Below are 18,519 nucleotides of genomic sequence, written 5' to 3' on the forward strand. Positions count from 1 at the left end.
GCGACCCTAGCGCCCGCTCCCCCTCCGGAGCACGGCGACCAGCGCCAGAACGAGCGCAACGACGAGCAGCAGGGTGGCCGTCAGCCACACCGCGATCGAGACCGGCCGCAACACCGGGACGACCTGCCCACCGACCACGACCAGTGCCGCACAGAGCGAGAGGACTGCGGGCGCCCGGCCGCGGCGCTGCTGCATGCCGCTCATCCGCGGATCGCGTAGCCGGCGCAGAAGGAGATCGTCCCGCTCGTCGCCGCTCCCGCGGCGGTGAGGCACGCGATGCAACCGATGCCGACCGTGACGAGACACCCCGCCGAGCAGGCGATGGTGAGCGCCGTGATGGCCCAGGCAGCGACGCCCGCGTTGTTGAGACAGGATGTGAACCGGCTCCACCACGTCGAACGAGCGACCGGTGCAGCCGTGACGACCTGATCGTGCTGCGCGATCCCGTCGACCCAGGTCTGGAGGCGACCGGCGTCAGCAGAACGCGGGGTGAGGACCAGCTCGCTCCAGGCAGTGATCCGTGCGCCTGCAACGGCAGCGGTGACGCTGGACTCGGAGAGGATCCCAGCTCCCTCGACGAAGGGGATGCGGAGGATCACCGTGTCCGGGCTCGCGAAGGCCTGCGCCCGAGCGAGGTCGAGGTCGATCCCGCTGGCGGTGGAGATCTGCGCGTGCTCCCAAGCTGCGACGGCACCGGATGTCTCCCCCTCGGAGAGCGGCCGCAACTCGTCGGCCAGGCCGACCAGGTGCCGGACGCTCCGTCCGGTTGGAGCGCCCGACGACGTGGCCGAGCCGCCGGTCGCCGCCAGCGCGGTCTGTGGCGCCGTGAGGAAGGCGGCTGTCAGCGCGACCAGGGCCGTCGCCGTGAGGACGAACCGACTGTGCCGGAGGGGAGTCTGGGTCAGTGCGTTCATGATCGAACAGTACTGATGTTCCACATGTCACCACAAGGGGTGAGTCACTCCGTCACGCGGACCCACCGCGTCAGCAGCACCCCGCCGTCGCCGAGCAGCACGTGCGCGGGCCGCATCCGCCGGAGCTCCGGCGACGACCCCGTCGCGATGCGCGGCCCCTCCCCGCCCTCGAGCGACGGGTCGATCGTCAGCGTCAGCTCGTCCACCGCGTCCGCCGCCACGAGCGCCCCGAGGAACGACGGCCCGCCCTCGCAGTGGATCCGGTCGAGCCCGCGCGACGCGAGCGCGGAACGGAGGGCACCGACGTCGACGCCGTCGTCCCCGCACGCCACCACGTCGGCGACCTCGGCCAGCGCGCGCCCCGACGAGGAGTCAGCACCGGACGACGAAGTGAGCACGACCGGCCGGACCGGCGCCTCGGTGAACACCCGCGAGGAGGCCTCCAGCGACGCCGAGTTCGTCACGATCGCGAACACCGGGTGGTCGGGCAGCCCGTGCTCGCGACGCCAGGCGACGTCCGCGTCGTGCAGCACCATCGGGCCGTACTCCTCCTGCCGCACGGTCCCCGCGGCGACGAGCACCACGTCGGCCGTCCGGCGGAGCAGGTCGAACACCCGCAGGTCGTCGTCGCCGCCGAGCGACGCGGTGCGACCGGAAGCCGACGCGGAACCGTCCAGCGTCGCGACGAAGTTCACGCGCAGCCACAGACCGTCCGCCACGTCCGCGGCGTACAGGTCGAGCAGGTCGTCGTCGGACAGGTCCGCGATCGACGTCGGCAGGGACGGGGTGCTCACGTGTTGTGCCTCGCTTCCAGGGGTTCGCGCCAGCCGAGGACGGCCTCGACCATGTGCATCGCGTCGACGCTCTCGACGACGTCGTGCATCCGGACGATCCGTGCCCCGAGCATCGCGCTGACCGTCGCGGCGGCGAGGGACCCGGACAGGCGCGAGCCGCGGGGACGCCCGAGCGACTCCCCCACGAAGTCCTTGTTCGACACCGCGGCGAGCACCGGGTACCCGAGCGCGACGACCTCGGGCAGCCGCCGGGTGAGCTCGAGGGTGTGCACCGTGTTCTTGTTGAGGTCGTGCCCGGGGTCGACGACGATCCGGGAGTCCGGGATGCCCGCGGCGAGCGCCCGGTCGACGCGCTCGCGCAGGAAGTCGACGACCGAGACCGTGACGTCGTCGTACGTCGGCGGTGCGGGCAGCTCCTGCCGCGGTGGCGCGATCGAGTGCGTGATGACGATGGTGGCATCGGAGTCCGCGACGACCGCCGCCATCCGCGGGTCGGAGAGTCCGGTGGTGTCGTTCACGACGCTCGCGCCGGCCGCGATCGTCGCCGCGGCGACCTCGGGCCGGAACGTGTCGACCGAGATCACGACGTCGGACTCCTGCGCGAGCTGGGACACGACGGGCAGGACCCGGTCGAGCTCGTCGTCGGCGGAGAGCTCGGGACCCGGTGCGAACTTGACCCCGCCGATGTCGACCCAGTCGGCGCCCTGCTCGGCGGCGCGTACGGCGGCCTCGACGGCACGGTCGAGGGCGAACGTCGCTCCCTTGTCGTGGAACGAGTCCGGCGTGCGGTTCACGATGGCCATGACGGCGATGCGGTGGTCGAAGTCGAAGGTGCGGCGGCCGATGGTCCGGACCGGGTGTCGCAGGTCCGGCACGACCCAGCCGGGTGCGGTCGGGTCGGACGGGAGGCGCGGGGCCCGATGCTCGCTCGTCACGCGTCCGCCCCGTGGTCGCCCCCGGCCGCCCCGGCAGCGCCGACGCCCGCACCGATGAGCGCGATCGCCTCGGTCCGACCGGCAGCGTCCGCCAGACTCCCGGTCGCCGCGACGGTCACCGTCGAGGAGCCGGACTGCCGCTCACCGCGGGTCGTCACGCACTGGTGGGTCGCGTCGAGCACGACGAGCACGCCGGCTGCGTCGAGGCCCTCGGCGACGGCCTCGGCGACCTGCTCCCCCAGGCGCTCCTGCAGCTGCGGACGTGAGGCGACGGCGTCGAGCACCCGGGACAGCGTGCCGAGGCCGATGAGCTGTCGTCCGGGCGCGTAGGCGAGGTGCGCGACGCCGATGAACGGCAGCAGGTGGTGCTCGCACATCGATCGGAAGCGGACGTCGCGGACGACGACGAGTTGTCCACGCTCCCCGTCCTCGGAGTGCACGGCACCGGACCGGGCGATCTCGGTGGCGTCGACCCCGATGCCCGCGAAGTACTCGCCGTAGGAGTCGGCCACCCGGGCCGGCGTGCGGGCGAGCTCGGGGCGGTCCGGGTCGTCGCCGACGGCGAGCAGCAGCTCTCGGACGGCGGCCTCGATCCGCGCGCGGTCCAGACGTTCGTTCACGTGCTCATCCAACACCGTCCCTGGCCGCAGAACGCGACCAGCTCGGGACGGTGCCGTACCCCGCCGAGGCGATCCGCGCCTCCAGACCGGTGCCGCGCAGCGACACGCGCGACGCGTGTACTCCCAGCCTTCTGTAAACTCCTTCGGTGAGCGCCCAGCAGACCGACACCCCGCCCCGGAACCGCTTCGCATCCGGCCTCGACCGCTTCTTCTCGATCACCCAGCGTGGTTCGAGCATCCCCCGTGAGGTCCGTGGCGGCCTCGTCTCCTTCGTGACGATGGCCTACATCGTCATCCTCAACCCCCTGATCCTCGGCGGGTTCAGCCAGGACCAGGCACCGCACGACGTCGTCGGCGGCTGGCTGCAGAACGCCCAGGTCGCTGCCGCGACCGGCCTGGTGGCCGGTGTGATGACGATCGCGATGGGCCTCATCGCGAACCTGCCGTTCGGCATCGCCGCGGGCCTCGGCATCAACTCGTTCCTGGCCGTGAGCGTCGTGCACCAGGTGACCTGGGCGGAGGCGATGGGCCTCGTCGTCATCAACGGCGTCGTGATCGTCATCCTGGCGCTGACCGGCATCCGGACGATGATCTTCACGGCGGTCCCCGCGCAGCTCAAGGCCGCGATCACGGTCGGCATCGGCCTGTTCATCGCGTTCATCGGGCTCGTCGACTCGGGGTTCGTCCGCACCACGAAGAACGCCTCGCCGCCGCTGCAGCTCGGTGAGGACGGCTCCGTCGCGGCCCTCCCGACGATCGTGTTCCTGATCGGCCTCGTGATCATCGGCACGCTCATGGCCCGCAAGGTCCGCGGCGCGCTCCTCATCGGCATCGTCGGCACCACGATCATCGCGATCGTCCTGCAGGCGTTCCTGAAGGTCCCGACCTCGGTGGACTCCCCGACGGGCTGGAACCTCAACGCCCCGGGGCTGCCGAGCGCGCTGTTCGCCGTGCCGGACCTGTCGCTCGTCGGGCACGCGGACGTCTTCGGCGCCTTCACCCGCATCGGCCCGATCGCCGCGTCGATGCTCGTCTTCACGCTCGTCTTCACGAACTTCTTCGACGCGATGGGCACCATGACCGGGCTCGCGAAGGCCGCCGGCGTCGCGCACCCGGACGGCACGTTCCCCCGCCTGAAGTCGGCGCTCGTCGTCGAGGGTGCCGGCGCGATCGCCGGTGGTGGCGCCTCGGTGTCGTCGAACACGGTCTTCATCGACTCGGCGTCCGGCATCGGCGAGGGCGCCCGCACGGGCATGGCCTCCGTCGTCACCGGTCTGCTGTTCCTGGCGTCGATGTTCCTCACGCCGCTGACGCAGGTCGTCCCGCTCGAGGTCGCCGCCGCCGGGCTCGTCGTCGTCGGTGCGCTCATGGTGGCGCAGGTGAAGGACATCGACTGGACGGACTTCGGCGCCGCGCTGCCGGCGTTCCTGACGATCGTCGTGATGCCGCTGACCTACTCGATCGCGAACGGCATCGGCGCGGGCTTCATCAGCTGGGTGCTCATCAAGCTGCTGTCCGGCCGTGGCCGCGAGGTCTCGTGGCTGCTGTACGTCGTCGCCGCGGGCTTCCTGCTGTACTTCGCGCGCGGTCCGCTCGAGGCGCTGCTCGGCGTCGGGTAGCGGAGGAGGGCCGCACCCGTTCCGTTCCGCGGAAGCGACAGACCACGGCGAACCGTTCGCCGGGATCTGTCGCTTTCGTGCATCAGGAGGCTTGGCCCATCCGGACCAGCCCCGGTCTGGAGGCGCGGGGTCAGTCCCGCAGGTCGGCCGGCTTGGCCTCGTGGCGACGTCGGCCCGGGGTGCGCCGGTCTTCCTTCATGCTCGCCTCGTACAGGTGGCGCTTCCCGCCGACGAGCTGGTCGCGGGCGGTCTGCTCGAGCTCCTTCGCGAGGGCGTAGTAGTTGTCGTCGTAGTCCTCGACGATCTGGAACGTCCAGCGCCCGTCGATCACGTTGCGCCCCACGAGCTCGGTGTCGATCCGCTCCGCGAGCTCGGTGTGGCCCGCCTTCCGGAGCTGCTCGACGGCCTCGCCGAGGTTCAGGTCCGCCGTGCCGGTCAGCCGGTGGAACCCGTAGAGCAGGCCCCGGGCGTGCTCGAGCACCTCGACCGCTGCCGACAGCGTGCCCAGCGCCTCCACCGTGGCCTCGGACACCCCCTCGGGTACCACGTGTGCGTCGTCGGGGCCCTGTCCGTCTTCGTTCCGCTCGTCCGTCATGCTCCTCGTCTACCGGAGCACTGCTCGGCCCGCTCCGAGCTACTGCGCTGCGTCAGCGCCGACGGCCTCCGTGCGGGGTCCGCTCGGCGGGACGGCCGGGGCCCGGCGCTCCATCAGCCGCCACGACCCGCCGAGCAGCGGCGAGAGCGTCACGACCGTGTAGACCACGGCGACCACCCCGAACGTCGCCGTCACGCCGATGCCGTCCGCCGCGATGCCACCGAAGAGCCCACCGAGCGGGATGCCCGCCCAGGATCCGGCCGAGAGCAACCCGAAGACCCGTGCCCGCATGTGTGACGGGATGCGCTCGAGCTCGACCGCCCCGAGGATGGGGTTCAGTGCTCCCGCCGCGAAGCCGGAGAGCACGCACGCGCCGAGCACCCACGGCAGCCCGAGGCCGAGCGCCGGCACGGCGAGCGAGGGGCCGCCGGCCAGGACGAAGCAGACCACGAAGGTGATCCGGCGCGGCACCCGGTGCGCCACGTACCCGAACGCGAGCGACCCGAGGAAGGCTGCGCCACCGAAGGTCCCGCTGACGATGCCGAGCGCCTGCGCACCGCCGAGCACCCGGTCGGCGTAGAGCGGCAGCAGCGCCGTCGACCGCGCCGCGTCGAGCAGGTTCGTGACGAGCACGAGCGCGATGACCAGCCGGAACAGCGGGTCGCGCACGCAGAAGCGCAGGCCGGCGCCGAGGTCGCGCCAGTACCCGGCTGACGGTTCGGCAGGCTCAGCGTCGGGCGCGGGCGTCACGACGGCGCCGCGGAGCGTCAGCGCTGCGAGCAGGGCAGCCGCCCCGAACACCGCGGCGGTCACGGCCAGCGCGGGCAGCGGTCCGACCGCCCCGACGAGGAGCCCGGCGGCCGGGGCACCGAGCAGCACGGAGAACCGGACCGACGCCTCGAAGTGCCCGACGGCGCGCTCGAGCGGGATGCCCGCAGCGGTCGCGAACCCGGGCAGGAGCACGCGCCGACCGGACTCCCCCGGGGTGTCGAACAGCCCGCCGAGGAACACGAGGAGGAGCAGTGCCCACGCGGGCAACTCGGCCGTCCACGCGAGGAGCGGGATCGCGAGCAGCGTCAGCGCGCTGACGACGTCCGACACGATGCTCGACCGGACGAAGCCGATCCGCTCGACGAGGACCCCGCCGAACGCGCCACCGAGGACGATCGGGACGGTCGCTGCGAACGCCGCGATGCCGACGTCGGTCGCGGAGCCGCCACGGGAGAGGACGACGAACGGCACGGCGATGGTCGTCGCCACGTTGCCCGTCCGTGAGACGACCTGCACCGCGAGGAGCGACCGCAGCCGCCAGTGCGCGTTCACGGCCGCGCCGACCGGTAGCTCTGCACGACGGCGGTGACGCGTTCGGAGCCGTCGCCGGGCTCGTGGTCGGTGCTCACCGCCTCCCAGCGGTCGAGCACCCCCTGCAGCTCCGCGCCGAGGTCCCGCAGCTCGTCGACCGTGAGCCGGAGCGCCCGGTCGCCGCTGTTCGACGCCGCCACCCACTCCCGCCCGAGCACCGGCACGTGGTCGATGAACGCCGTGTACTCGGCCGCGTACGCCTGCGCGACGGTGTGGTCGAGCGCGGTCGCGGCGAGCATCCGGTCGGGGTCGTCGAACGCGTCCGCGAGGTTCCACGACGTGTGCTGCGCGACCGCCCGCCACCAGCGCTCGCGCCGGTCGGTGCCGTGCTCCGGCGCGGGCTCGATGAACCCCGCGTCCGCCAGCCGCCGGCAGTGGTAGCTGATCGTCCCCGGCGCCTCGTCGACCTGCTCGCCGAGCATCGCCGCGGTCTGCGGACCACCGGTCCGGAGCAGGCCGACGAGTCGCAGCCGGGTCGGGTGGGCGAGTGCGCGCATCTGCGCGGCCTCGTCGAGTCGCTGGACGTCCATGCTGCGACCCTAGATGCACAAGACCCGTTGCGCAATGGATCTTGCGGATTGTATGGGAGGCTCACCCCGACTCCGCAGGGCGCGCTACGGTTCGGACATGGCCAGGTGGGTCGCGCTGCTGCGCGGGGTGAACGTCAACGGGATCACGATCACGAGCGCTGCACTCGCCGCGCTCTTCCGGGAGCTCAGGTACACCGACGTGCGGACGGTCCTCGCCTCCGGCAACGTCGTGTTCACCGCGGCGGATGGCGGCGGCGCCCTCAAGGGCACGATCGAGCAGGCCCTCCGCGACCGCTTCGGGTACGACGCCTGGATCGTCCTCGTGCCGCACGAGCGCCTCGCCGCGGTCCTCGACGGGTTCCCCTTCGACTCCGCCCCGGACCGGCACGACTACGTCGTCTTCGGGTCGGACGAGGCCGCACTCGACGACCTCGTGGCCGACCTCGACACCGACGACGCGGTGGAGCGCGTCGCACGCGGGGACGGCGTCGTCTACTGGTCCTGTCCGAAGGGGTCGAGCACGGACACCGTGTTCGCCAAGCGGGCCGGCGCCGCACGCTTCAAGCGCACGACGACGACCCGCAACGCGAACACCCTCCGCAAGCTCCTCTGAGCAGGACGGTCAGGACTGGGCGGGCTGCCCGTTGCTCGCGGTCGTCCCGCCGTCCACCGGCACCACGGCGCCCGTGATGTAGCTCGCCGCATCGCTCGCGAGGAACAGCACCGCGGCCGCGACCTCCTCCGACCGGCCACCGCGGCCGAGGGACACACGGTCGGCGAAGGCGTGCTGGAGCTCCTCGTCCTCCGCCTGCTGCTCGGTCATGTCGGTCCAGATGAGACCGGGCGCGACGGCGTTCACGCGGACGCCGAACTGCCCGTTGTCGAGCGCCGCCGCCTTGGTGAAGTTCGTCACGCCGCCCTTCGCCGCGTTGTACGGGCTCATCCGCCAGTCGGCGTCCATGCCCGACACCGACGAGGTGTTGACGACGGACCCCTTCGTCTCCCGGAGGAACGGCAGCGCCGCCCGGGTGCCGTAGAACACGCTCGACAGGTCGGTCTCGATCACCCGGTGCCACTCGTCCGGCTCGATGTCGGTGATGTCTCCCGAGGTGAACGTGCCGGCGTTGTTCACGAGCACGTCGATGCGGTCCCACCGGTCCACCGCGTCGGACACGATCGTCTCCCACGCCGCCGGGTCCGCGACGTCTGCCTGGAGCGCGACCGCCCGACCGGTCGGCAGCGAGTCGGCGACCGCTCGTACCTTGTCCTCGACGCTGTCCACCAGGAGCACATCGGCGCCTTCGTCGACGAACGCCCGTGCGGTGGCCTCGCCGATGCCCGACCCCGCGCCCGTGACGATCGCGACCTTGCCCTCGAACCGCTTGTCCATGTGTGTCTCCTCTCGCTGCACGACCTGTGCCGCAGGAGACTCCGTCGGCCCGGGGGCACGGAGGACCACGGTGCCCGCACCCACCTGGAGACGCACGGAGGCGCGGTGCAGGCGGACCCGCACCGCGCCTCCAGACCGGCGGACCGAACCGGCCCCCGGGGGCTGGGCGGACCGGCGTCGGGTCAGCCGGAGGTCTCGTCGACCTCGAACTCACGGCTGAGCGAGATCGTCGGGATCGACGCGGTGATCACGGAGCCGTCCGCGCGCAGCGTGCCCTGGATGTCGCTCGTCGTCGGGGCGTGTCCAGACATCCGCGGCCCGTGGTGCGGCATCGGCACGACGACCGGCTCGCCGGGCACGACGTCCCACTGCTGGTTGTGCACCCAGGCCGTGAAGCCGGCACCCGTCTCGACCGTGAAGGTCATCGTCTCCTCGACCAGGTCGACGCGGACGCGGGAGCCGTGCACCGTGATCCGGTAGGTCAGGCGTTCCCAGTCCTTCGGCAGACGCGGGTTGAAGGTCATCCGACCGCCGTGGTCGCGCATGCCGCCGAACCCGTTCACCAGAGCACCCCAGATGCCGCCGGTCGACGCGATGTGCACGCCGTCCGAGGTGTTGCCGTGCAGGTCGGCGAGGTCGACGTACAGCGCGGTCTGGAAGTACTGCGCCGCGAGGTCGTGGTACCCGACCTCGGCCGCCATGATCGACTGCACGACCGCGGACAGGGTCGAGTCGCCCGTCGTCAGCGCGTCGTAGTAGTCGAAGTCGCGGCGCTTCTCGGCGGCGGTGAACTCGTGCCCCTGCAGGAAGAGCGCCAGCACCACGTCGGCCTGCTTGAGCACCTGGAACCGGTAGATCACCAGCGGGTGGTAGTGCAGCAGGAGCGGGCGCTTGGAGTCGGGCGTGTGCTCGAGGTCCCAGAGCTCCTTGTCGAGGAACTGGGCGTCCTGCGGGTGGATGCCGCGGTGCGGGTCGAAGGGGATCTCCATCGACTCGGCGGCGTGCTCCCACTCGACGACCTCGTCCGCGTCGAGCCCGGTCCGGCGCACCATGCGGCCGTACTCCTCCGGGTCGTCGACCGCGAGCTCGCGGCAGGCGTTCACGGCGAACCAGAGGTTCGCCCGCGCCATCACGTTCGTGTAGAGGTTGTCGTCGACGACGGTCGTGTACTCGTCGGGGCCGGTGACACCGTCGATGTGGAACTTCTTGTCGCCGTTCGAGCGCCAGAAGCCGAGGTCCGACCAGAGGCGGGCGGTCTCGACGAGGATGTCGATCGCGCCGCGCTTCAGGAACTCGGTGTCGCCGGACGCCCGCACGTACTGCATGAGGGCATGGGCGATGTCCGCGTCGATGTGGTACTGCGCGGTGCCCGCGGCGTAGTAGGCCGAGGACTCTTCGCCGTTGATCGTCCGCCACGGGAACAGAGCGCCCCGCTGGTTGAGCTCGCGTGCCCGGGAGCGTGCCGCGTCGAGCATGTTGTAGCGGAACCGGAGGGCGTTCCGGGCGACGATCGGCGCCGTGTAGGACAGGAACGGCAGGACGTAGATCTCCATGTCCCAGAAGTAGTGGCCGCCGTACCCGGAGCCCGTGACGCCCTTCGCCGCGATGCCGTGCCCGTCGGTCCGGGCGGTCGCCTGCGCCAGCATGAAGAGGTTCCACCGGACGGCCTGCTGGATCTCCGGCTGCCCGGCGATCTCGACGTCGCTGCGGGTCCAGTAGTCGTCCATCCAGGCGCGCTGCTTCGCGAAGGTCTCGTCGACCGTCTCGGCGCGAGCACGGTCGAGCGTGCGGTCGCAGCGGTCGGCGAGCTCACGCGCGGGGACGCCGCGAGAGGTGTGGTACACCATCTGCTTCACGAGGCGGATCGGCTTGCCCGCCCGTGCCTGCACCCGGTAGACGTGCTTGGCGAGGTCGTCCTCGATGGAGGAGGACTCGTCCCAGGAGTTCTCGGTCTCGAGGTGGTGCTCGACGCCGACGCAGATCGTCATGCCGGAGCTGGCCGCCTGGTAGCCGAGCAGGGAACGCCCGCCCGTGCTGCGCTTGAGCTTCGGCTCGAGCACGCGCTCGTGGAACGCCTCGGCCTTGCGCGGATCGAAGGCGTTCGCCGCGGCACGCATGCCCGCGTGGTACTCGTCCTGCACGTCCTGCCGGTTGAGGATCTGGCTCGACAGCAGGATCGAGGCGTCGCCGTCGAGGACGGTGACCTCGTAGTCGATGACGGCGAGGTGCCGGTCGGTGAAGGACACCAGACGACGGGAGCGGATGAGCACCCGCTTGCCGGAGGGCGTCGACCACTCGGTCTCGCGGTAGAGGAACCCGCCCCGGAAGTCGAGCCGCCGGGTGTGCCGGAGGATGTCGGCCTCGGCGAGGACGAGCGGCTCGTCGTCGACGTACAGCCGGATCACCTTGGCGTCGGGCGCGTTGATGATCGTCTGCCCGGTCTTGGCGAAGCCGAAGGCGTCCTCGGCGTGCCGGATCGGCCAGGTCTCGTGGAAACCGTTGACGTACGTGCCGTACTGCACACCGCCGCGGCCCTCGTCGAGGTTGCCGCGCAGGCCCAGGTACCCGTTGCCGACGGCGAAGTTCGTCTCCGCGACGCCCTGCTCGTCGGGCGCGTACTCGGTCTCGACGAGTGCCCACTCGTCGACCGGGTAGCGCACGCGGTCGAGGGGGTCCGTGGTGATGGGGTTCATGCTGCTCCGTGGGAGGGGAGGTCGGGCAGGAGCTCCGCGAGGTCGGTGACGACGACGTCGGCGCCGTGGGCGCGGAGGGCGTCGGCCCCGGCGCCGCGGTCGACGCCGACGACGAGCCCGAAGGCACCGTTCCGGCCGGCCTCGACCCCGCTGGTGGCGTCCTCGACCACGACGCACTCGTCGGCGGTCAGGCCGAAGCGGCTCGCGGCGTCGAGGTAGGTGTCCGGTGCGGGCTTGCCGGCGAGGCCGTCCTGCCGCGCGACGAGACCGTCGACGACGACCGGGAACCGCTCGAGGATGCCCGCGGTGCGCAGGACCTGCGTCGCGTTGGCCGAGCTCGACACGACGGCCACGGACAACCCCGCGTCGATCGCCGCGACGAGGAACGCCAGGGAGCCCGGGTACGGCTCGACCCCGTGTTCGGCGAGCTCCGCCGTGAACTCGGCGTTCTTCCGGTTGCCGAGCCCGCACACCGTGTCGGCGTCGGGGTCGTCGTCCGGGGTGCCCTCGGCCAGGTCGATGCCACGCGAGGCGAGCAGCGAGCGGACGCCGTCGTACCGCGGCTTGCCGTCGACGTACGCGTAGTAGTCCTGCTCGGTGTACGGGTCGGCCCCGTGCGCCGCGAGGTACGGCGTGAACAGTCGGCTCCACGCGCGCATGTGCACGTCCGCCGTGGGGGTGAGGACGCCGTCGAGGTCGAACAGGAGCGCTCGCTGGTCAGCGAGTCGCGCGGGGGTGCGCCGGGCCGGCGTCGTCATCTGCAGCCTTCCGGTGGGGCGGTCGTGATGAGTGCTCCCGACGAGTCTAGGACCGCTCCAGCACCCGTACCCAGGCGCGCCGCGGCCTGTGCAGGGAGTTCACGAACCGTCTCCGGTGCAGGACGCCCGCGCTGCCCGGATCACCTGAGCGACCGCGCAGACGGCCGCGCGGACCCTGGTCGCGACGGAAGGCACCACCATGACCAGCGACACCGCGGCACCCCCGCAGCACGGCGAGGGCTCGAAGCTCCGTCAGGCGATCACCGGCCCCCTGCTCTACCTGTTCATCCTCGGCGACGTCCTCGGTGCCGGCATCTACGCCCTGATGGGCACCCTCTCGAAGGACGTCGGCGGCGCACTCTGGGCACCGCTCGTCCTCGCGCTGCTCCTCGCCCTGCTCACCGCCGGGTCCTACGCCGAGCTCGTCACCAAGTACCCGAAGGCCGGCGGCGCCGCGGTGTTCGCCGAGCGTGCGTACAAGACACCGATCGTGTCGTTCCTCGTCGGCTTCAGCATGCTCGCCGCCGGTGTCACGAGCGCCGCGGGGCTCTCGCTCGCCTTCGCCGGGGACTACCTCGGCACGTTCGTCGACCTGCCGCCGGTCCCGACCGCGATCGTGTTCCTCGCGCTCATCGCCTGCCTGAACGCCCGCGGCATCTCGGACTCGTTGAAGAGCAACGTCGTGATGACGATCATCGAGGTCTCCGGCCTCGTCATCGTGATCGTGGTCGTCGCGGTGATGCTCGGCGGCGGCGGGGGCGACGTCTCCCGGATCGGCGCCTTCCCGGCCGACGCGAACCCCGCGCTCGCGACCCTCAGCGCCGCGATCGTCGCGTACTACTCGTTCGTCGGCTTCGAGACCTCGGCCAACGTCGCCGAGGAGGTCCGCGAACCCCGCCGCGTCTACCCGAAGGCCCTGTTCGGTGCGCTCGCCACCGCGGGCGTCGTCTACGTGCTCGTCGCCCTGGCCAGCTCGATCGCCCTCCCGGCATCGGAGCTGTCCGAGTCGAGCGGCCCCCTGCTCGCTGTGGTCTCCGCGACCGGCGTGCCGATCCCGGACTGGGTGTTCAGCCTCATCGCCCTCGTCGCGGTCGCGAACGGGGCGCTCCTCACGATGATCATGTCGAGCCGCGTGACCTACGGCATGGCCGAGCAGCGGCTCCTGCCGGCCGTCCTCTCCAAGGTGCTGCCGAACCGCCGTACCCCGTGGGTCGCGATCGTCGCCACGACCGTGGTCGCGATGCTCCTGACGCTGGTCGGGGACGTCGGCACGCTCGCCGAGACCGTCGTGCTCCTGCTCCTGTTCGTCTTCATCTCGACGAACGTCGCGGTGCTGGTGCTGCGCAAGGACGAGGTGGAGCACGACCACTTCCGGGTCTGGACGTGGGTGCCGGTGCTCGGTGTCGGGTCCTGCATCCTGCTGCTGACGCAGCAGAGCGGGCAGGTCTGGCTGTACGCCGCGCTGCTGCTGGCCGTCGGCGTGGTGCTGTACTTCGTCGCGCGGGCAACGGGACGCCGGAGCGGTCGTGACCACGAGGCGGGCCGCATCCACTGACGCCCTGCGGGCGAGGAGCGACGGACGGGAGGCGCGGTGCCAGCTGGCACCGCGCCTCCCGTCCGTGTGGAGCCGGTCAGGGCAGCGTCGCCACCCAGCGCTCGATCGCATCGCTGATCTGCTGCCGGGCCGCAGCACGCGAGATCGTGGCCGTCCGGTCGCCCGGCTGGTCGCCGTACGCCCCGAAGTCGGCGTGGTTCGCGCCCTCGACCTCGGTCATCGTCGCCGTGGACGGCAGGAGGTGCCGCGCCGCGTCGACCTTCGCGGGCGTGGACAGCCCGTCGCGTGACCCCGAGACGCTGAGCACCCGGATGTACGACCGACTGATGTCGTTCGCGCAGTAGCTGCCGAGCAGGAGCAGGCCGTCGGCGTCCGGCGCGAGCTGGCAGGCCCGCACCCCACCGAGCGAGTGGCCGCCGACCGCCCAGGTGGCGACGTCGGGGGCGTGCGCCTCGAAGACGGACAGGGGTCGGGTGTCGAAGAACGCCAGGTGCAGCGTCGGCTTCGTGATGACGACCGTCGTGCCCGCGGCGACGACCTGCCGGAAGGTCGCCATGTAGGCGTACGGATCCACCTTCGCGCCGGGGATGAACACGAGGCCCTTCCCGTCGGCGGCCCCGGTGGGGGTCAGCACCACGCTGTCACCGGCGTCGCGCACCGCGACCCGGTCGTCCCGCCAGACCTGGAGCGCCGCGCTGCGGGTGCCCTGCATGACCGTGTTCGCCCAGACACCGAAGACCACGGCGACGAGGACCAGCACGGCGACGGTCCAGGAGGTCCAGCGGAGTGCGCGCTTCATCGTCGGTCTCCCTCGGGCCGTCGGGCCGTCACGGTCAGCCAGCGCTCCTCGGCACCGGCGCGGGTGGTCTCACGGACGACGACGTCGGCCCAGCCGGCCGCGGTGACGACGGCGGCGAGCGCCCCGGGCGACCAGTAGGTGAAGTGCCGCGCATCGTCGAGCTTCCGGTCGCTCCAGCCCGCGCCGTCGCCGTGCTTCACGGTGGCGGCGAGCACCCCGCCGGGACGCACTGCGGTGCGCGCGCGCCCGAGCACGGGGCCGAGGGCGTCGCGGCCGACGTGCAGCAGCACGGCGTTCGCGAACACGGCGTCGTACGGGCCGCCCCAGTCCTCGTCGCGGAGGTCGAGGACCCGGGCGTCGTGCCCCTCGGCGCGGAGCCGGTCGACGAACGCGAGGGCTCCGTCGGTGCGGTCGACGCGGAGCCCGGCGGCCTCGAGCGCGAGGGCGTCCCGCCCGGGGCCGGAGCCGAGCTCGAGCACGTGTGCGCCCGACCGCACCAGTGCGACGAGGTCGTCGACCAGGCCGGCACGGTGGCCGTCGGTGCGCTCGGCGTAGCGGTCGGCCCCACGCTCGTAGGCGAGCAGCGTGCGCTCGGGCGCCAGGTCGCGGCGCATCACGGTCTCGCGGCGGCCGTCCGGCAACAGGTCGCCGGGCTCGTCCGTCGCGGTGAACCCGGCCCGTTCGTACACGCGGCGGGCCCGGTCGTTGTCCGGCATCACCGAGAGCCGGACGTCGACGGCGCCGTGCTCGGCGGCCCACCGGGCGATCGCCTCGACGAGCAGGTCGGCGACCCCGCGACCGCGCCCTGCGGGGTCGACCCACATCGAGATGAGCTCGACGTGCGCGGGGTCGTCCGGGTCCGGGACGCCGGAGGCCGTGCCGAGGGGGCGGTCCCCCTCGACCACGAGGAGGTCGAGCGCCCCCGGCAGCGACAGACGCGTCCGCCACCGGTGCTCGGGTGCGTCCTGCCAGTCGGCGAGCCGCGAGCCGAACGCCTCGGGCGCCCCGGCGAGCGCGGCCAGACGGACCGGGCGCCACTCGGCCCAGTCGTCGGCCGTCAGGCGGCGCAGTGCGATCGTCACGCGACGACGCTACCGCCGTCCGACGGCTCCCGGCCCGGTCATCGACCATCTGTGGAGAGGTCGTAGACCGTCACGCCGCCGATGGTCTGCGCCTCGTGGTGCGCTTCGACCCAGCTCGTGATCTCCGACGCGGCGTCGCTGCCGCTGCTCGCGCTGCCGCCGCCGGACGAGCCCGCGACGAACCAGTGGACCGCCCCGTCGGCGACGTCCTGTCGGAACTCGGCGAGGGTCGGTGCGGGATCGGTGCCGTTGTACCCGCCGATCGCCATCACGGGGTCGCCGGTGGCGAGCTGGTAGGTCGCGGCACTGTTCGAGCCGACGGTCGCTGCAGCCCAGGTGTACGAGTCAGCGTCCTCGGACAGGGCGGTGACGAGCGCGTCGGCGACCTCGGTGGACCCGCCCAGGAGGCTCGCCCCGCCTCCGTCGGTCGCGCCCGCCCCGGTGCCGGTTCCGTTCCCGGGGCCCGCCCCGGTGCCGGTTCCGTTCCCGGGGCCCGTGCCGGTGCCGGTGCCGGTGCCGGTGCCGCCGGGGGCCGTGCCGTTCGGCGGTGTGCCGTCGGCCGCGCCGTTCGGCGCCCGGCCGCCCTGCCCGCCAGGTCCGGCCTGCCCGCCCTGCCCGCCTGGACCCCCCTGGCCGCCGCGGCCCGCGCCGCCGCCGAACCCGCCGCCCGAGACGCTCGGCCCCGCGGTCGGCAGCGCCCCGGTGTGCCCGACCGTGGTGGTCTGCACCGAGAACGCCGTCGGCCCGAGGAGCGTCACCACGAGCACGGACGCCACCGTCGCCCTCGACAGGGTCCGGCCACGCGGCGGCAGGACGACGAGCACGGCCCCGACGACCGTCGCCGCGAGCACCACCCAGCGGATCCACGGCTGCCACGACGACGCCTCGGACAGGAGCCGGAACGACCACGCCCCGGTGACGACCACCGCGACCGCGGCGACGATCCGCCAGCCGAGCGCGCCGCGGCGCTGCCACAGCAGTCCGGCACCGATGCCGACCAGACCGGCGACGTACGGCGCGAGGGCGATCGTGTAGTACGGGTGGAAGATCCCGCCCATGAAGCTGAAGACCAGTCCGGTCACGAGCAGCGACGTCCCGAGCACGAGCACGGTCGCGAGTCGCGGGTCGGTCCGCCTCCGGAAGCCGATCGCGACGAGCGACGCCACGAGCAGCAGGAGCGCCGTCGGGAGCAGCCACGTGATCTGCGTCGCGAACTCCGACCCGAACAGCCGCGTGATGCCGGTCGACCCCCACGAGCCGGCGCCCGTCGCGCCGCCGGGGACCACGCTGCCGGTCTCGTCGCCGGTGACCCGGCCGAGGCCGTTGTAGCCGAAGGTCAGTTCGAGGAAGCTGTTCGTCTGCGAGCCGCCGATGTACGGCCGCGACGACGCCGGGACGAGTTCGACGATCGCCACCCACCAGCCGGCCGACACCACCACGGCGAGCGCCGCCGCCAGCAGGTGCCCGACCCGGCGGAGCACCGGGCGGGGCGAGGCGTACAGGTACACGGAGACGAGTGGCGGCAGGACGAGGAAGGCCTGCAGCTGCTTCGTGAGGAACCCGAGACCGACGAGCACCCCGGCCCAGACCACCCAGCGCATCCGACCGGACTCGATGCCGCGCAGCGTGAGGGCGATCGCGCCGACCATGAGGAGCGTGAGCAGGGCGTCCGGGTTGTCGTAGCGGAACATCAGGGTCGCGACGGGGGTGCTGGCCAGGGCGGCGCCGGCGACGAGGGCCGCCCCCGCCGAGAAGCGCCGCCGCACGATCCGGTACAGGACCGCGACCGCCGCGACACCCATCAGCGCCTGCGGCACGAGGAGCGACCACGAGTTCAGCCCGAACAGCCGGACGGAGATGCCGATCACCCACAGGAACGCCGGCGGCTTGTCGACCGTGATCGCGTTCGCGGCGTCGGACGAGCCGTAGAAGAACGCCTCCCAGCTCTGGCTGCCGGCCTGCACGGCGGCGGCGTAGAACGCGTTCGCCCACCCGTTCACGCCGAGGTCCACGACGTACAGCACCCCGGTCGCCAGGAGCAGCCCGAGGAACGCCGGACGCTCCCACCGTGCGGCGTCGGCGCGCCCCCGGACGAGGCGGAGGAGTCGGCTGCGGAGGGCGCTGCCGTGCACGGGTGGCAGCAGGCGTGCGGTCCCGGTGGGCGTGGTCTCGGTCATGCCCCGAGGGTCGGATGCCCGGGTGCGAGGACCGTCGCGGGACCCTTGGACGGAGCTAAGGGCCGAGCGTCCGGGGACCGACGGCGACGCGACGGAGGAGGGTGCGCCTCCCGACCGGTGCGGCCGCCGCGTCAGCGTGCGGCACGCGGCTTCCGGTCGACCGCCCGCGACAGCGGGTACCGGCGGTCGAGGCGCGGGCCGACGACCGAGTCGAGCAGGAAGCGCCCGGCCAGCCGACCGACCGCCCAGTAGGCACCCACGAGCAGGAACACCAGCGGCGACCAGACGTGCAGGACCACGAGCAGCACCGTGAGCACGCCGAGGCCGATGCCGACCCCGGTGTACAGCGACCGGTACCCGGCGACCGCTCGGTCCCGCGCCGCCTGCTCGTCCGCCGTCGCCGCGGCGGTCGCCTCGTTCCGCTCGTCGAGCCCGCGGACCCCCGCGTCGAGTGCCGCCTGGTCCTCCGTCGCGAACAGCTCTCGCACCGGCACGTCGAGCGCCCGGGCGATCGCGGAGAGGGTCTCGAGGCTGGCGTCGTTGCCGGACTCGACGCGCTGGACGGTCCGGACGGCGATCCCGCTCGTCTCGGCGAGGCGTTCCTGGGTGAGGCCCCGCTCACGGCGGAGGAGGGCGATTCGCATCTCGTTCATGGTGCCGAGCCTAGGAACGGCGCGGGTGACAGCACCACGACAC

At 72.5% G+C, this 18,519-nt stretch carries 18 protein-coding genes; 3 read left to right on the forward strand and 15 right to left on the reverse strand.

Features of this window, described 5'->3' with window-relative positions; genetic code table 11:
- Positions 1-6: 6 nt before the first annotated feature.
- Genes ACY3FI_RS15435 through folE form a run of 5 tightly spaced genes read right to left on the reverse strand, consistent with a single transcriptional unit; the run spans position 7 to position 3,263 of the window.
- Entirely contained in the window at positions 7-204 is a 198-nt protein-coding gene (locus ACY3FI_RS15435; RefSeq protein WP_462548482.1) for a hypothetical protein, read from the reverse strand.
- The gene (locus ACY3FI_RS15440) at positions 201-914 is read right to left on the reverse strand and encodes a hypothetical protein (RefSeq protein WP_462548483.1); all 714 of its coding nucleotides are present in this window, start codon (positions 912-914) and stop codon (positions 201-203) included. Before ACY3FI_RS15440 ends, ACY3FI_RS15435 begins: the two co-directional genes overlap by 4 nt.
- A 44-nt stretch (positions 915-958) precedes the next feature.
- On the reverse strand, positions 959-1,708 hold the full coding sequence (locus ACY3FI_RS15445) for a pyrimidine reductase family protein (RefSeq protein ID WP_462548484.1): 750 nt from the start codon (positions 1,706-1,708) through the stop codon (positions 959-961).
- A complete protein-coding gene (gene folP, locus ACY3FI_RS15450) occupies positions 1,705-2,643 on the reverse strand; it encodes a dihydropteroate synthase (RefSeq protein ID WP_462548485.1) in 939 nt (312 codons plus the stop codon). The genes ACY3FI_RS15445 and folP overlap by 4 nt, the downstream gene beginning before the upstream one ends.
- Positions 2,640-3,263, reverse strand: a complete 624-nt coding sequence (gene folE / locus ACY3FI_RS15455; RefSeq protein ID WP_462548486.1) for a GTP cyclohydrolase I — start codon at positions 3,261-3,263, stop codon at positions 2,640-2,642. The genes folP and folE overlap by 4 nt, the downstream gene beginning before the upstream one ends.
- A 146-nt stretch (positions 3,264-3,409) precedes the next feature.
- Between folE and ACY3FI_RS15460 the strand changes: the two genes are divergently transcribed.
- Positions 3,410-4,882 (forward strand): NCS2 family permease, encoded by a 1,473-nt coding sequence (locus ACY3FI_RS15460; protein ID WP_462548487.1) that lies wholly within the window; start codon positions 3,410-3,412, stop codon positions 4,880-4,882.
- A 130-nt stretch (positions 4,883-5,012) separates the two neighbouring features.
- Here the strand turns inward: ACY3FI_RS15460 and ACY3FI_RS15465 are convergent, their stop codons facing one another.
- From ACY3FI_RS15465 to ACY3FI_RS15475, 3 genes are read right to left on the reverse strand one after another with little or no spacing between them, the layout of a single operon-like run.
- The gene (locus ACY3FI_RS15465) at positions 5,013-5,477 is read right to left on the reverse strand and encodes a hypothetical protein (RefSeq protein ID WP_462548488.1); all 465 of its coding nucleotides are present in this window, start codon (positions 5,475-5,477) and stop codon (positions 5,013-5,015) included.
- A 39-nt stretch (positions 5,478-5,516) separates the two neighbouring features.
- Positions 5,517-6,800: an MFS transporter gene (locus ACY3FI_RS15470; protein ID WP_462548489.1), complete on the reverse strand. Its 1,284-nt coding sequence runs from the start codon at positions 6,798-6,800 to the stop codon at positions 5,517-5,519.
- Positions 6,797-7,369 carry an ArsR/SmtB family transcription factor gene (locus ACY3FI_RS15475; protein WP_462548490.1) on the reverse strand — a complete coding sequence of 191 codons (573 nt, stop codon included), beginning with the start codon at positions 7,367-7,369 and terminating at the stop codon, positions 6,797-6,799. The genes ACY3FI_RS15470 and ACY3FI_RS15475 overlap by 4 nt, the downstream gene beginning before the upstream one ends.
- Before the next feature lie 97 nt (positions 7,370-7,466).
- Between ACY3FI_RS15475 and ACY3FI_RS15480 the strand changes: the two genes are divergently transcribed.
- Positions 7,467-7,982 carry a DUF1697 domain-containing protein gene (locus tag ACY3FI_RS15480; protein ID WP_462548491.1) on the forward strand — a complete coding sequence of 172 codons (516 nt, stop codon included), beginning with the start codon at positions 7,467-7,469 and terminating at the stop codon, positions 7,980-7,982.
- Positions 7,983-7,991: 9 nt separating this feature from the next.
- Here the strand turns inward: ACY3FI_RS15480 and budC are convergent, their stop codons facing one another.
- From budC to ACY3FI_RS15495, 3 genes are all read right to left on the reverse strand, one after another.
- Positions 7,992-8,759 (reverse strand): meso-2,3-butanediol dehydrogenase, encoded by a 768-nt coding sequence (gene budC, locus ACY3FI_RS15485; protein WP_462548492.1) that lies wholly within the window; start codon positions 8,757-8,759, stop codon positions 7,992-7,994.
- A gap of 182 nt (positions 8,760-8,941) precedes the next feature.
- A complete protein-coding gene (locus ACY3FI_RS15490; RefSeq protein ID WP_462548493.1) occupies positions 8,942-11,452 on the reverse strand; it encodes a glycoside hydrolase family 65 protein in 2,511 nt (836 codons plus the stop codon).
- Complete coding sequence (locus tag ACY3FI_RS15495) at positions 11,449-12,210, reverse strand: HAD family hydrolase (protein ID WP_462548495.1); 762 nt, start codon at positions 12,208-12,210, stop codon at positions 11,449-11,451. The genes ACY3FI_RS15490 and ACY3FI_RS15495 overlap by 4 nt, the downstream gene beginning before the upstream one ends.
- A gap of 199 nt (positions 12,211-12,409) precedes the next feature.
- Between ACY3FI_RS15495 and ACY3FI_RS15500 the strand changes: the two genes are divergently transcribed.
- Positions 12,410-13,765, forward strand: coding sequence for an APC family permease (locus tag ACY3FI_RS15500; RefSeq protein ID WP_462548496.1), 1,356 nt, complete (start codon positions 12,410-12,412; stop codon positions 13,763-13,765).
- 76 nt (positions 13,766-13,841) lie between these two features.
- Here the strand turns inward: ACY3FI_RS15500 and ACY3FI_RS15505 are convergent, their stop codons facing one another.
- From ACY3FI_RS15505 to ACY3FI_RS15520, 4 genes are all read right to left on the reverse strand, one after another.
- Positions 13,842-14,564 carry an alpha/beta hydrolase gene (locus tag ACY3FI_RS15505; RefSeq protein WP_462548497.1) on the reverse strand — a complete coding sequence of 241 codons (723 nt, stop codon included), beginning with the start codon at positions 14,562-14,564 and terminating at the stop codon, positions 13,842-13,844.
- Positions 14,561-15,646 carry a GNAT family N-acetyltransferase gene (locus ACY3FI_RS15510; protein ID WP_462548498.1) on the reverse strand — a complete coding sequence of 362 codons (1,086 nt, stop codon included), beginning with the start codon at positions 15,644-15,646 and terminating at the stop codon, positions 14,561-14,563. The genes ACY3FI_RS15505 and ACY3FI_RS15510 overlap by 4 nt, the downstream gene beginning before the upstream one ends.
- Positions 15,647-15,684: 38 nt before the next feature.
- Positions 15,685-17,823 carry an ArnT family glycosyltransferase gene (locus ACY3FI_RS15515; protein WP_462548499.1) on the reverse strand — a complete coding sequence of 713 codons (2,139 nt, stop codon included), beginning with the start codon at positions 17,821-17,823 and terminating at the stop codon, positions 15,685-15,687.
- Between the two features lie 131 nt (positions 17,824-17,954).
- A complete protein-coding gene (locus ACY3FI_RS15520) occupies positions 17,955-18,476 on the reverse strand; it encodes a helix-turn-helix domain-containing protein (protein WP_462548500.1) in 522 nt (173 codons plus the stop codon).
- Positions 18,477-18,519: the final 43 nt, after the last annotated feature.

Source organism: Curtobacterium sp. RM9 (assembly GCF_054956955.1).

Bases quoted from the DNA above. Each gene is read 5' to 3' on its own strand.
- budC (WP_462548492.1), bottom strand. From the start codon at position 8,759: ATGGACAAGCGGTTCGAGGGCAAGGTCGCGATCGTCACGGGCGCGGGG.
- ACY3FI_RS15505 (WP_462548497.1), bottom strand. From the start codon at position 14,564: ATGAAGCGCGCACTCCGCTGGACCTCCTGGACCGTCGCCGTGCTGGTC.
- ACY3FI_RS15490 (WP_462548493.1), bottom strand. From the start codon at position 11,452: ATGAACCCCATCACCACGGACCCCCTCGACCGCGTGCGCTACCCGGTC.
- ACY3FI_RS15440 (WP_462548483.1), bottom strand. From the start codon at position 914: ATGAACGCACTGACCCAGACTCCCCTCCGGCACAGTCGGTTCGTCCTC.
- ACY3FI_RS15475 (WP_462548490.1), bottom strand. From the start codon at position 7,369: ATGGACGTCCAGCGACTCGACGAGGCCGCGCAGATGCGCGCACTCGCC.
- ACY3FI_RS15520 (WP_462548500.1), bottom strand. From the start codon at position 18,476: ATGAACGAGATGCGAATCGCCCTCCTCCGCCGTGAGCGGGGCCTCACC.
- ACY3FI_RS15435 (WP_462548482.1), bottom strand. From the start codon at position 204: ATGAGCGGCATGCAGCAGCGCCGCGGCCGGGCGCCCGCAGTCCTCTCG.
- ACY3FI_RS15495 (WP_462548495.1), bottom strand. From the start codon at position 12,210: ATGACGACGCCGGCCCGGCGCACCCCCGCGCGACTCGCTGACCAGCGA.
- ACY3FI_RS15480 (WP_462548491.1), top strand. From the start codon at position 7,467: ATGGCCAGGTGGGTCGCGCTGCTGCGCGGGGTGAACGTCAACGGGATC.
- ACY3FI_RS15500 (WP_462548496.1), top strand. From the start codon at position 12,410: ATGACCAGCGACACCGCGGCACCCCCGCAGCACGGCGAGGGCTCGAAG.
- ACY3FI_RS15515 (WP_462548499.1), bottom strand. From the start codon at position 17,823: ATGACCGAGACCACGCCCACCGGGACCGCACGCCTGCTGCCACCCGTG.
- ACY3FI_RS15465 (WP_462548488.1), bottom strand. From the start codon at position 5,477: ATGACGGACGAGCGGAACGAAGACGGACAGGGCCCCGACGACGCACAC.